The organism is Enterobacter sp. 22466, assembly GCF_052044775.1.
Lineage (GTDB): Bacteria > Pseudomonadota > Gammaproteobacteria > Enterobacterales > Enterobacteriaceae > Enterobacter > Enterobacter dissolvens.
Genome location: NZ_JBQENX010000003.1, coordinates 468,366 through 481,286, shown reverse-complemented (window position 1 = coordinate 481,286; position 12,921 = coordinate 468,366). Strand labels below are relative to the sequence as shown.

At 53.0% G+C, this 12,921-nt stretch carries 11 protein-coding genes and 1 tRNA gene; 4 read left to right on the top strand and 8 right to left on the bottom strand.

Translation table 11 applies throughout. The features are described 5' to 3' along the window. The first annotated feature begins 228 nt into the window (after positions 1-228). Entirely contained in the window at positions 229-1,092 is an 864-nt protein-coding gene (locus ACTJJI_RS12125) for a hypothetical protein (protein WP_440654205.1), read from the top strand. A gap of 381 nt (positions 1,093-1,473) precedes the next feature. Here ACTJJI_RS12125 and ACTJJI_RS12120 read toward each other — a convergent pair whose 3' ends face one another. The 7 genes from ACTJJI_RS12120 to aspA form a co-directional block, all read right to left on the bottom strand. Then, a complete protein-coding gene (locus tag ACTJJI_RS12120; protein ID WP_440654203.1) occupies positions 1,474-2,730 on the bottom strand; it encodes a tyrosine-type recombinase/integrase in 1,257 nt (418 codons plus the stop codon). A gap of 195 nt (positions 2,731-2,925) precedes the next feature. Then, positions 2,926-3,001, bottom strand: a tRNA-Phe gene (locus tag ACTJJI_RS12115). A 119-nt stretch (positions 3,002-3,120) separates the two neighbouring features. Further along, entirely contained in the window at positions 3,121-3,696 is a 576-nt protein-coding gene (locus ACTJJI_RS12110; RefSeq protein ID WP_014830352.1) for a transcriptional regulator, read from the bottom strand. A gap of 48 nt (positions 3,697-3,744) precedes the next feature. Next, on the bottom strand, positions 3,745-5,439 hold the full coding sequence (locus tag ACTJJI_RS12105; protein ID WP_440654201.1) for a protein-disulfide reductase DsbD: 1,695 nt from the start codon (positions 5,437-5,439) through the stop codon (positions 3,745-3,747). Then, the gene (gene cutA, locus ACTJJI_RS12100) at positions 5,415-5,738 is read right to left on the bottom strand and encodes a divalent cation tolerance protein CutA (protein ID WP_440654199.1); all 324 of its coding nucleotides are present in this window, start codon (positions 5,736-5,738) and stop codon (positions 5,415-5,417) included. Before cutA ends, ACTJJI_RS12105 begins: the two co-directional genes overlap by 25 nt. Positions 5,739-5,851: 113 nt before the next feature. After that, positions 5,852-7,153 (bottom strand): anaerobic C4-dicarboxylate transporter, encoded by a 1,302-nt coding sequence (locus tag ACTJJI_RS12095; RefSeq protein WP_014830355.1) that lies wholly within the window; start codon positions 7,151-7,153, stop codon positions 5,852-5,854. 116 nt (positions 7,154-7,269) lie between these two features. Next, entirely contained in the window at positions 7,270-8,706 is a 1,437-nt protein-coding gene (aspA, locus tag ACTJJI_RS12090) for an aspartate ammonia-lyase (protein WP_014830356.1), read from the bottom strand. A gap of 335 nt (positions 8,707-9,041) precedes the next feature. Here aspA and ACTJJI_RS12085 point away from each other — a divergent pair, with 335 nt between their 5' ends. After that, complete coding sequence (locus ACTJJI_RS12085) at positions 9,042-9,506, top strand: FxsA family protein (protein ID WP_014830357.1); 465 nt, start codon at positions 9,042-9,044, stop codon at positions 9,504-9,506. Between the two features lie 36 nt (positions 9,507-9,542). Here ACTJJI_RS12085 and yjeH read toward each other — a convergent pair whose 3' ends face one another. Next, positions 9,543-10,763: an L-methionine/branched-chain amino acid transporter gene (gene yjeH / locus ACTJJI_RS12080; protein WP_440654196.1), complete on the bottom strand. Its 1,221-nt coding sequence runs from the start codon at positions 10,761-10,763 to the stop codon at positions 9,543-9,545. A 178-nt stretch (positions 10,764-10,941) separates the two neighbouring features. Here yjeH and ACTJJI_RS12075 point away from each other — a divergent pair, with 178 nt between their 5' ends. Continuing rightward, positions 10,942-11,235 carry a co-chaperone GroES gene (locus tag ACTJJI_RS12075; RefSeq protein WP_003855929.1) on the top strand — a complete coding sequence of 98 codons (294 nt, stop codon included), beginning with the start codon at positions 10,942-10,944 and terminating at the stop codon, positions 11,233-11,235. Positions 11,236-11,266: 31 nt separating this feature from the next. Further along, complete coding sequence (groL, locus tag ACTJJI_RS12070) at positions 11,267-12,913, top strand: chaperonin GroEL (RefSeq protein ID WP_440654194.1); 1,647 nt, start codon at positions 11,267-11,269, stop codon at positions 12,911-12,913. The last annotated feature ends 8 nt before the right edge of the window (positions 12,914-12,921 follow it).

Below are 12,921 nucleotides of genomic sequence, written 5' to 3'. Positions count from 1 at the left end.
CTCGCGGAGGATACTGATGATCTGTTCATCGGAAAAACGCTTCTTCATGGGGATGTCCTCATGTGGCTTATGAAGACATTACTAACATCGCGGTGTATTAATCAACGGGGAGCAGGTCACATGTTCTGATAATTGGATGCATCTCCCTCACGCTATAGTGACGTTTTTTGCAAGTTATCACCTCTGTTTTATTTTAACCTTAGTTAAGCTAAATAAGAGGAGTGAAACATGCCTGAGCTAAGCCCAGTTCACCAATCGTTATTGCCTGATGTGATGACAAGATCACAATCTGGAGGCCAGTATGAAGTGGTGGGGGTAATACATAATTTGCTCACCGTTACTAATATGTCGGGCACACCCAAAGTTAAAAAAACAACTGAAAATAATGTGTGCAAGACAAGTTCAGCGCTGAAAAGACGGAGTGACATCATATCGTTGAGGGATCGTATATTTGGTTGTGCACATGCTCATTCACTTAAGCACCTGATGGTATTCGCAGGTGATAGGATAAAGTCAATTCAGGCTACGTCTCATAATCAAGAGGCCGTTCTGCTTATTGCTCTGGCAAGGGTAAAAAGCGGAGAGCACATCGGTTCTGTTATGTCCGCTCATGGCCTCTCTTCTCCGGAGGACAGACTACTTCTGGAGCATGCTGCGCTCCATGGGCGGGCAGGGGAAATCGCTTCCGGTGATAAAGCTAACTGCAAAGAAATTGCACTTCAATATGGGATTGAATCAGACTCTGCTCGTGAACATCTGGAGATGCTTGCTGTGACTGGTCGTGCGGGACAAAAGGTGGCAGACGGTGACAGTTGTATTTATATTGAGGTACTTTACGGAATCATATCTCCGGTTGCTCGCCAGGCTCTGCAATTTAAAGCAGTCGAGGAAGGGAGTAAGGCGGTAAGAATAGTCAGGGATAGGGTAGGTGTGCCTGGTGTTTTAAAGGCTGTATGCCTGACAGCAGGAATATATAATGAGGAGGCCATAGATATACTGAGTAAATTACAACATATAAAACCTGATACGCAACACTCCAACCTGGGCACGGAGGGTAGCGTTTTGGGGTTTACGCAAAGCTCATCACAGTAGAGTTAAAATATATATTAAATAACATGTTAAGGTAACGAAGTGGATCACAATCGTTACCTTGACCATGATGGCTCTGACTCTTTTACCTGCATCAGGACACAATTCTGACACCTAGACTCACACATATGGTATATAACACCAGCAAAACTCAGCTACAATCCCTGGCATTTTCGTTAAATACGGGAACAATTATGAGGTGATGAGTAATTTTTATTTCCAAATATTTTCAATGTGATTCGCATGATGTTACATCATCACCTTTCTGGATATCGGGTATGTCTACACGTCCCAAAATGCTATTTCATCCACACTTGGATGCTATATCTCGTTCCACGCGTTTTTGAATCGCCGCATTTTCCTGTCGGTTTTTAGTGTAGGTTGCTATCCGGACTGAAGTTTTGCAAAGTCAAACGGGCTCACTGATTTCTCGGCGTTCGCATTCAGAAAATCAGCCCACCATTGCAGCATCAGTCTGCGTTCATCCAGAAATTCCGCTTTATGGATATAAGCCGCGCGTACGCCATTACGTTCCTGATGGCTCATCTGGCGTTCTACTGCATCCCTGGACCACAATCCTGATTCAATCAGTGAACTGCAGGCCATTGCCCGGAAGCCGTGACCGCAGACATCGACCTTTGTATCGTAGCCCATCAGACGTAATGCGTTGTTCACCGTATTTTCACTCATGGGTTTCCATGGATTGTGGTCGCCGGTGAAAATCAGTTCATGTTCTCCGCTGATGGCGTGGATCTGCTGCAGAATATCCAGCGCCTGAGTAGAGAGTGGCACCAGATGCTCTGTCCGCATTTTTGAGCCTCGATGGGAATACTTCACCCCTTCAATAGGTTTCCGCTCTGGGGGAATGGTCCACATGGCTTTCTTGAAGTCGATCTCAGACCACCTGGCAAAGCGAAGTTCACTGGAACGGATGAAGATAAGCAGGGTAAGTTTAGTTGCCAGCCGGGTGAGAGGTTGTCCCCTGTATGCATCCAGTCGTTCAAGGAGCTCTGAAATGCGATTTAAGGCGAGGGCCGGGCGATGCTGGCGTTTCACCGTCGTTAAAGCGCCAGCCATATCCACGGCAGGGTTATAGCTGATAATGCCTGACTGGGCAGCATAGCGCATGATTGCAGTGATACGCTGCTGAAGGCGCGCTGCGATTTCATATATCTCCTTTGCTTCGGCTGCTTTAACGGGAACAAGTAAATCGGGAGTCCGGAGGGTGGTTATTTCACGTGAGCCGATAAAGGGAAACACATGCGTTTCGAGGCTTTTCAGTATCTTCTCACTGTGTGATTCAGACCATTTTTTGTTGCTCTTATGCCACTGTCTTGCGATGGCTTCAAATGTCTGAGCTGTTTCAGGCACAGATTTTTTGATCCGTTTCTGTTCGCACGGGTCAGTTCCCTCAGCTATCTGCTTTCTCGCCGTATCGCGTTTTTCCCTTGCTTCAGATAACGAGACTTCAGGATAGACGCCCAGAGCAAGTGTTTTCTCTTTGCCCAGAAATCGGTAGCGGAGCCGCCAGTAACGGGAGCCATTTGGGTGAACGAGCAAAAACATATTGCCGCTGTCGGCAAGTTTGTACGGTTTTTCATCCGGTTTAGCTGCACGGATTTTAGCGTCAGTGAGCGCCATTGGTGGGGTCTCCTGATAGTAAAAAGGGTATAAATTTTATCGAATCAGACTATACCCTCAGTTGTACCCTCGCAAGGGACTTGATACGGGTTGAAGTTGATTGAGTTAGGTGGAATTAAGGGATTGTAGAAGTATTGATTTTTGTGGGCTCAGAATGCAAAAACGGACCTCCGTGGAGGTCCGTTGATATGAATTTGGTGCCCGGACTCGGAATCGAACCAAGGACACGGGGATTTTCAATCCCCTGCTCTACCGACTGAGCTATCCGGGCAACGGAGCGCATTAAACCGCAATCCCACCCGATCGTCAACACTATTTCTGGAAAAGCTGTTCAACTGCTTAAGTTTGCGGCAATGTGCTGACTTCTGAAGCAAACAGGTCAAATTACGCTTACGTCAACGCGCCGCCCATACGGCACTGGGCAAAGCGCAGAATGTCCTCTGCCAGGCGGTGAGCGGTATCCACATCGGCCTGACTCCGGTTCACCAGCATACGGCTCAGGCAGCCTTCCAGCACCAGCTCCATCTGCTTTGCCACCATTGCCGGATCATCCACTTCAAGCGTGGTCAGCAGTTCGTGGGTAAAGTCATGCGCCGCGCGTTTTTGCTGATCCGCCAACTGATGGATGGGATGGCCGGGATCGGGGTAGTACGTGCAGGCGGCGATAAACAGACAACCCGGATAGCGGTTGTTACTTACACATTCCGTCAGCGCAGTATAGCGCGCCAGCAGCTTCTGTTCGGCGGTCAGCTCTTCATTCAACATCAGCTGCCTGCGCCAGACATCAACCTGCTGGCTGAGATAGCGCAGGGCATCATAAAGCAGCGCCTCTTTATCGGGCCAGAAGCGCGTAAGCTCATCCAGAGGGTAATCGATACGGTCGGCTACCATCTCAAGCGTGGTGCTGGCGATCCCTTGAATCTCAAGTAATTGCAGGGCTTGTCCCAGTACGTCTTCGCGTTGCACGGTTCTCTCCTCCGTTATTCCCAACGGTTGTCCCGTTTAAAGTGTTGTTTACGGTTGGCGATCGCGCAAATGCGCGCTGAAAGCCGCCGCGTCCATAAACCCGGTTACACGCTGTCCCGGCTGTTCTTCACCCTGTTCATTGAAGAACAAAATGGTTGGCAGGCCGAGCACGTTAAGTTGCTTCAGCAGGGCTTTATCCTGCGCATTGTTGGCGGTCACGTTTGCCTGAAGCAGAACGGTCCCGTTCAGCGCGCCCTGCACCTGCGGGTCGCTAAAGGTGTATTTTTCAAACTCTTTGCAGGCGACACACCAGTCTGCGTAGAGATCGAGCATCACCGGTTTGCCGTGCGCCTGCGCCAGGGCGCTGTTAAGTTCATCCACGTTCTTAATCTGAGTGAAATTCAGATGCGCCTGGGTCTGACCCACGGGGGTGCCAAATGCCCAGTCCTGTAGCGGACGCACGCTTACCAGAGCGCCAGCGAGCAGGAGGATTTGCACCAGACGCATCCAGGCTCTTTTTGCCCCCAGACTGACGATAAATGCCCAACTGAAGAACGCCACGCCGAGCATCGCCCACAGGCGCATACCCCAGACATCACCGACAATACGCTCCAGCAGGAATACCGGCAGCGCCAGAATGACAAAGCCAAACGCGGTTTTCACCGTCTCCATCCACGGCCCGCTCTTCGGCAGCAGGCGGTTACCAAAGACCGTGACCAGGATCAGCGGCAGACCCATCCCCAGCGCGTACAGGTACAACGTACCGCCGCCCAGCCACATATTACCGCTCTGGGCGATATAGAGCAGGATCGCGCTGAGCGGTGCGGTAGTGCAGGGCGAGCAAATCAAACCGGCAATAGCCCCCATCGCAAACACCCCACCTGCTGAGCCCCCCTGTTGGCGATTGCTGAGCAGCGTTAAGCGGGTTTGCAGGGAAGACGGCAGTTGCAGGGTGAAGAGGCCAAACATCGACAAGGCCAGCAGGATAAACACCACCGACAGGCCGATAAGCACATAAGGATGCTGGAGAGCCGCCTGGAATTGTAAGCCGGCCGCCGCAACCACGAGGCCGAGTGCCGTATAGGTTAACGCCATTCCCTGCACGTAAATAAAGGCCAGCAGCAGCGCGCGGGTGGTGGTAAGACGCTGCTTTCCGCCCAGCACTATTCCGGAGATCAGCGGGTACATGGGCAGCACGCATGGCGTGAAGGCGATGCCGATACCAATCAGTAAAGCCCAGAGGGCGGAGAAAGGAAGGCCTGCAGCAGGCTCACCTTCACGTTTCGCCTCTGAAGGGGCAACGGTAGCGGCAGACGCGTTAACTTCGCTGAGCGGAACGATCTTCGTCTCAGGGGGATAGCAGAATCCGGCATCGGCGCACCCCTGGTAAGTGACGGTAAGCGTGGCGCCTTTATCCGCCTGATTCACCGTGACGGGCACGCTTAAACGCTGGCGATAGATTTCACTTTTGCCGTAAAACTCGTCCTTGTGCCATTCACCCGCAGGCAGTTGCAGCGCGCCCACGCTTGCCTGAGCGGGTGTGATACTGACCTGCTTACGGTACAGGTAATAGCCCTCTTTCACCTGCCAGGTGAGGTTGAGGTCATGCTGATTTTGCTGGAAATCGAAAACGAATGCCTGATCGGCAGGAATAAAGTTCGAACGGCCGGGCGCGTCAAACAACCCGGCAAAGACTGACGTGCTGCACAGCAGCAGGATCAGCGTAAGGAAACGTTGAGCCATGAGAGATAATCGTTATCACCGTGGAGAACTGGCAATACGAGCAGTTCCGGAGTTTGGTAAGGATGATGAGATTTGAGGCAGTCGAGGAGCGCCTGCTGATTTGCCGGGTTGGTTTTGAGCAACATCTGGACTTCATACTCCTGCTCCAGTTTGCCCTCCCAGTAGTAAAGGGAAGTCGCTCCGGGGAGAAGTGTCACACAGGCGGCCAGTTGTTCGGCCAACACTTTAGCGGCGAGATCCTGGGCGGAAGCTTCATCAGGGGCGGTACACAGTACGACAACAGCATCAGGCGTGTTCACAAGTCGACCTCCTCATCACGAAAGGGATCACTATATCACGCAAGGCGATTGGTCATTAATGAAACGGGCCGCAGAGCGGCCCGATTTTAACTATTTTTACAACAACGCGCGGTTTACAGCACGACGCCGCCGATGATAAAGCCGAGGATCACGCACAGCGTAATGGCGACCACACCCGGGATCAGGAACGCATGGTTAAACACATACTTACCGATGCGGGTTGAACCGGTGTCATCCATCTCAACCGCCGCCAGCAGGGTTGGGTAGGTTGGCAGAACGAACAGGGCAGAAACGGCAGCAAACGAGGCAATGGCCGTCAGTGGCGTTACGCCCAGCATCAGCGCTGCAGGCATCAGTGCTTTGGTTGTGGCGGCCTGAGAGTAAAGCAGTGTCGCGGCAAAGAACAGCACCACCGCCAGCAGCCATGGGTAGTTATGCAGCAGGTCACCCGCAACGGTCTGAATGTCGCTGATGTGCGCTTTCACGAAGGTGTCACCGAGCCATGCCACACCCAGTACGCACACGCAGGCGCTCATACCAGATTTGAAGGTGCTGGCATTCAGCACTTCGCTGGTGTCAATTTTACAGGTGATGCTAATCAGCGTCGCAATCGTGAGCATGAACACCACAATCGCTTCGTTACGCGGCAGAACCGGGTTCTGAATGAGGCCTACTGTGTCACTGATGGCCGTCGCGTAGAACATCACCGCCACGATACCGATCAGGAACAGCACCACGGAGCGTTTCGCATGCGGCTTCAGTTCGAAGACCTGGCTACCGCGCAGGCTCACTTCGCCCTTGGCCAGACGTTCCTGATAAACCGGATCGTCTTTCAGTTCAGCGCCGAGGAAGTTACACAGCACGGCGGTGATCATGACTGCAATCAACGTTACCGGAATACAGATCGCCAGCAGCGTCAGATAGCTTACGCCCATGGGTTCCAGGATACCGGCGAAGAACACCACTGCCGCGGAGATAGGCGAGGCGGTAATCGCAATCTGGGAGGCCACCACCGCGATAGAGAGCGGGCGAGATGGACGGATACCCTGTTCTTTTGCCACTTCGGTAATTACCGGCAGCGTGGAAAAGGCAGTGTGACCGGTACCGGCGAGAATGGTCATAAACCAGGTCACCAGCGGGGCAAGGAAGGTAATGTATTTAGGATGACGGCGCAGCATACGCTCCGCCAGACTCACCAGGTAGTCCATACCGCCAGCCACCTGCATGGCGGCGATAGCGGCAATAACTGCCATGATGATTTCGATAACGTCAAACGGGATTGCGCCGGGTTTAATCTGAAAGATAAGGGTAAGAACGAGCACCCCGAGACCGCCGGCAAAACCGATGCCGATACCCCCGAGTCTTGCTCCCAAATAAATCGCCAACAGGACGATGACGAGTTCTGCTCCAAACATAAGGACCTGCCTTGCTTATTAACAAGTTGATATTGAATTGTTGTATTTTGGTAACGCCTAAAAAGAAAAAAGGCACGTCACAAGTGACGTGCCTTTCGGAAGCTTAGCCTGAACGGTTACTGTTCGCTTTCATCGGTATATCGTTTCGCTTTATATGCCGGGTGCATCAGGTTCTGGGCCGAGAAGATATCGTCCAGCTCGGCTTCGGTCAACAGTCCGCGCTCCAGTACGACTTCACGCACGCTCTTACCGGTTTCGGCACAAATCTTACCGACGATATCGCCGTTATGGTGGCCGATGAACGGATTGAGGTAGGTGACGATCCCGATGGAGTTGTACACGTAGCCTTCGCAGACTTCTTTATTCGCGGTAATGCCGTTAACGCATTTTTCCAGCAGGTTGTAGCAAGCGTTAGTCAGGATGTGAATGGATTCGAACATCGCCTGGCCAATCACTGGCTCCATGACGTTCAGCTGCAGCTGACCGGCTTCAGAGGCCATGGTCACGGTCGTATCGTTACCAATAACCTTGAAGCAAACCTGGTTCACCACTTCTGGCACGACCGGGTTCACTTTGGCTGGCATGATGGATGAACCGGCCTGCAGTTCAGGCAGGTTGATTTCGTTCAGGCCAGCGCGTGGGCCGGAAGAGAGCAGGCGCAGGTCGTTACAGATTTTGGACAGTTTCACCGCCAGACGTTTCAGGGCGCTGTGTACCATGACGTAGGCGCCGCAGTCGGAGGTGGCTTCAATCAGATCTTCTGCTGGCACGACCGGCAGGTTAGAGACTTCGGCCAGTTTCTGAACCGCCAGTTGCTGATAGCCGTCCGGCGTGTTCAGACGTGTACCGATGGCGGTGGCGCCCAGGTTCACTTCCAGCAGCAGCTCGGAAGTGCGCAGCAGGTTTTTGGTTTCTTCATTCAGCAGCACGTTAAACGCGTGGAATTCCTGACCGAGGGTCATTGGTACCGCGTCCTGCAACTGGGTACGACCCATTTTCAGAATGTCCTGGAACTCAACCGCTTTGCGCTGGAAACCGTCGCCCAGCTGGTTGATGGCGTCGACCAGTTTCACAACGGAGGCATAAACCGCGATGCGGAAGCCGGTTGGGTAGGCGTCGTTAGTGGACTGACATTTGTTGACGTGATCGTTCGGGTTCAGGTACTGGTATTCACCTTTCTGGTGGCCCATCAGCTCCAGGCCGATATTTGCCAGTACTTCGTTGGTGTTCATGTTGACGGAGGTGCCCGCGCCGCCCTGATAGACGTCAACCGGGAACTGGTCCATGCATTTGCCGTTGTTCAGCACTTCATCGCAGGCCGCGATAATCGCATTTGCCGCGCTTTTAGGAATGGTTTGCAGCTCTTTGTTTGCCAGCGCTGCCGCTTTCTTCACCATCACCATGCCACGGACAAACTCAGGAATATCGCTGATTTTGCTGTTGCTGATGTAGAAGTTTTCAATCGCTCTCAGAGTGTGGACACCGTAGTAGGCATCCGCTGGAACTTCCCTGGTACCCAACAAGTCTTCTTCGATACGAATGTTGTTTAACATGTGAACCTTCTTTTCAAGCTGCCGATGGATTGTACTAAACACACAGTATTTATGTGGTTTTGAATATTTTCTGACCGACGATTATTCCCTCAATCGGCCAATTGCTCGAGATCATATGCTGATGATAGCGAATTGCCGTAAGCTGGATCACTTATTATCGACCCGATTCCATGATAATTATTAATCTGTGAAATGGGTCACCGCTTTAATATTTCCAAAAAAAATATCCGTGCAAACCGATTGAATTTTAGCTAACCGTCCTCATCTCTTACAGACGCGTGTCGCGAACACATTCAGACAGGGGCCAAAAGGCACCTGCCACACAGGAGACGCCAGTGCGCTGGATACCGTTTATTGCTTTCTTTCTCTATGTTTACATTGAGATTTCGATTTTTATCCAGGTCGCCCATGTGCTGGGCGTCCTGCTGACGCTGATTCTGGTGATTTTCACCTCCGTCATCGGCATGTCGCTGGTACGCAATCAGGGTTTCAAAAATTTCCTGTTAATGCAGCAGAAGATGGCCGCAGGCGAGAGTCCGGCGGCAGAGATGATCAAAAGCGTATCGCTGATTATTGCCGGTTTGCTGTTAATCCTGCCGGGCTTCTTCACCGACTTCCTGGGTCTGCTGCTGCTGTTGCCGCCGGTGCAAAAACACCTGACCCTGAAGCTGCTGCCGCATCTGCGTTTTAGCCGGATGCCGGGCGGCGGGTTCAGCACCGGGCCTGGTGATACCTTCGAAGGGGAGTATCAGCGTAAGGATGACCAGCACGACCGTTTAGATCATAAAGACGATCGGTGATGTTGTTGCCCGGTGGCGCTTCGCTTACCGGGCCTACTACAGCGCCACCCACAGCCCGGCCAGCATGACGACGGCGTACACACTCTTCCAGCCCACCATCGCCAGTAGCAGCAGGCAAAGTATTCCCCCGACAACCGCCAGTGCTTTATAGCGACCTTTCAGCAGACGACAACCCGCCAGCATGCACAGCAAGTAGATCATAATAAATATGCCGTTGGCGTAGATGATTAGCGCGTCCAGATTGATCTTCAGCGCGTAAATACACAATGTGCTCAGGACGCAACTCCCCAGCACGGTATTAAGCGCATTCAACGGCAACTGACGTTTAGACAACTGCGCAAGACGACTCGCCGGTTTATCGCGCGCCTGTGACCACACCAGCCGCGCAAAGCTCTGGATGTAAATATTCAGGCTGGCAAAACAGGCCAGATAGCCAATCACGCAGGCCACCCAGAGCGCTTTTACACCAAACAGCTCCACCACAATCCCCGGTAGCGAAGCGGCGGCCGCGTTATCTGCACCGTATGCGTCAAAGTGCAGCACCAGCACGGTACAGGCCCAGTACACGGTGCCTGCCAGCAACAGGCCAATCATCAGGGCACGCGGAAAATCGCGCTCGGGATGCTTGAACTCAGAGGCCAGATGGGCGAACGCTTCCAGGCCGACAAAACACCAGAACATGACTGAAAGCGCGGCGAACAGCTGCGAATGATCAATATCTTTCACTGCCGGGAACGGAATTTCTGCCACGGTAATATCACCCGCCCACCAGATTGCGGCAATCAGCGCGACAATCAGCACCGCAACGATCGTTTGCAGGTTGGCGCTGGAACTGGCCCCGCGTGAGCCAACCCACCAGACTAGAGCCAGTGTACCCAGCTCGGCCAGGAGCAGAGCTTCGTCGCGCCAGCCAAAAAGCGCCTGACCAAAACCGGTGGCGATATGCAGCGCCGCAGGCAGACCCACCGGGATCACAGAAAGGAACAGCCAGCCGGTGACACGTTGCAGACGAGGGCCAAACGCCATGCCGACAAAGTGCGCCACACCGCCCGCGCTGGGAAAATGTCGCCCCAGTACGGCGAACACAATCGCGACCGGGAAGACGAGCACAATCAGCACCGGCCATGCCCACAGGCTGTTATTTCCGGCAACCATCGCCGCCAGTGCAGGCACCGCAAACACCCCTGTACCTAACAAAGAGGTTGAGAGCAGACCAACCCCCTGCGCCAGCCCCAACTCCTGCTTGAGTCCACTCATTGACATCGTCCCGCCACCACTCAAAGAGAGGCGATGGTAACACTTTCGCAAATTTTTTTTCGACTGCCCCTTGAAGGGGGAAAAAGCTATCCCCATCTCTCAGGGCACTAGCCGGAAAACCGCGTGCGGCCCGGCGTCATCCATAACTGATAATGACTTTCTCAAAGGAGAGCTATCAATGAGTATTCGTCCGTTACATGATCGTGTGATCGTCAAACGTAAAGAAGTTGAAACCAAGTCTGCGGGCGGCATCGTTCTGACCGGTTCTGCAGCAGCAAAATCAACGCGTGGCGAAATCATCGCTGTCGGTAAGGGCCGCATCCTGGAAAACGGAACTGTGCAGCCACTGGACGTTAAAGTTGGTGACATCGTCATTTTCAACGATGGCTACGGCGTGAAATCCGAGAAGATCGACAATGAAGAAGTGTTGATCATGTCCGAGAGCGACATTCTGGCAATTGTTGAAGCGTAATTTACGCACGAGAATTTGAGGAAATAAGAACATGGCAGCTAAAGACGTAAAATTCGGTAACGACGCTCGTGTAAAAATGCTCCGCGGCGTAAACGTACTGGCAGATGCAGTTAAAGTGACCCTGGGCCCGAAAGGCCGTAACGTAGTGCTGGATAAATCTTTCGGCGCGCCAACCATCACTAAAGATGGTGTTTCTGTTGCACGTGAAATCGAGCTGGAAGACAAGTTCGAAAACATGGGCGCGCAGATGGTGAAAGAAGTGGCCTCTAAAGCGAACGACGCTGCAGGCGACGGTACCACCACCGCGACCGTACTGGCGCAGGCGATCATCAGTGAAGGTCTGAAAGCCGTTGCTGCGGGCATGAACCCAATGGATCTGAAACGTGGTATCGACAAAGCTGTCGCGTCCGCTGTTGAAGAACTGAAAGCGCTGTCCGTACCATGCTCTGACTCTAAAGCCATTGCTCAGGTTGGTACCATCTCCGCTAACTCCGACGAAACCGTAGGTAAACTGATCGCTGAAGCGATGGACAAAGTCGGTAAAGAAGGCGTGATCACCGTTGAAGACGGTACCGGTCTGGAAGACGAACTGGACGTGGTTGAAGGTATGCAGTTCGACCGCGGTTACCTCTCCCCATACTTCATCAACAAGCCAGAAACTGGCGCTGTTGAGCTGGAAAGCCCATTCATCCTGCTGGCTGATAAGAAAGTCTCCAACATCCGCGAAATGCTGCCAGTGCTGGAAGCCGTTGCGAAAGCAGGCAAACCGCTGGTTATCATCGCTGAAGACGTTGAAGGCGAAGCGCTGGCGACCCTGGTGGTTAACACCATGCGTGGCATCGTGAAAGTGGCTGCGGTTAAAGCACCTGGCTTCGGCGATCGTCGTAAAGCCATGCTGCAGGATATCGCTACCCTGACCGGTGGTACCGTGATCTCTGAAGAGATCGGTATGGAGCTGGAAAAAGCGACCCTGGAAGACCTGGGCCAGGCGAAACGTGTTGTGATCAACAAAGACACCACCACCATCATCGATGGCGTGGGTGAAGAATCCGCTATTCAGGGCCGCGTTGGTCAGATCCGTAAGCAGATCGAAGAAGCGACCTCTGATTACGACCGTGAAAAACTGCAGGAGCGCGTAGCGAAACTGGCAGGCGGTGTAGCGGTCATCAAAGTTGGTGCGGCTACCGAAGTTGAAATGAAAGAGAAAAAAGCACGCGTTGACGATGCCCTGCACGCGACCCGTGCTGCGGTAGAAGAAGGCGTGGTTGCGGGTGGTGGTGTTGCGCTGGTGCGTGTTGCCGCTAAACTGGCTGGCCTGACCGGTCAGAACGAAGACCAGAACGTGGGTATCAAAGTTGCGCTGCGCGCGATGGAAGCGCCTCTGCGTCAGATCGTTTCCAACGCCGGTGAAGAACCTTCTGTTGTCACCAACAACGTGAAAGCGGGCGAAGGTAACTACGGTTACAACGCGGCGACGGAAGAATACGGCAACATGATCGACTTCGGTATTCTGGACCCAACTAAAGTGACCCGTTCTGCTCTGCAGTACGCGGCTTCTGTAGCGGGTCTGATGATCACTACCGAGTGCATGGTAACCGACCTGCCTAAAGGCGATGCGCCTGACTTAGGTGCTGCTGGTGGTATGGGCGGCATGGGTGGAATGGGCGGCATGATGTAATCGTGCGC

Coding starts and splice junctions, on each gene's coding strand:
- ACTJJI_RS12125 (WP_440654205.1), top strand. CDS start 229: ATGCCTGAGCTAAGCCCAGTTCACCAATCGTTATTGCCTGATGTGATG.
- ACTJJI_RS12120 (WP_440654203.1), bottom strand. CDS start 2,730: ATGGCGCTCACTGACGCTAAAATCCGTGCAGCTAAACCGGATGAAAAA.
- ACTJJI_RS12105 (WP_440654201.1), bottom strand. CDS start 5,439: ATGGCTCAACGTTTCCTTACGCTGATCCTGCTGCTGTGCAGCACGTCA.
- ACTJJI_RS12095 (WP_014830355.1), bottom strand. CDS start 7,153: ATGTTTGGAGCAGAACTCGTCATCGTCCTGTTGGCGATTTATTTGGGA.
- aspA (WP_014830356.1), bottom strand. CDS start 8,706: ATGTTAAACAACATTCGTATCGAAGAAGACTTGTTGGGTACCAGGGAA.
- yjeH (WP_440654196.1), bottom strand. CDS start 10,763: ATGAGTGGACTCAAGCAGGAGTTGGGGCTGGCGCAGGGGGTTGGTCTG.
- ACTJJI_RS12075 (WP_003855929.1), top strand. CDS start 10,942: ATGAGTATTCGTCCGTTACATGATCGTGTGATCGTCAAACGTAAAGAA.
- groL (WP_440654194.1), top strand. CDS start 11,267: ATGGCAGCTAAAGACGTAAAATTCGGTAACGACGCTCGTGTAAAAATG.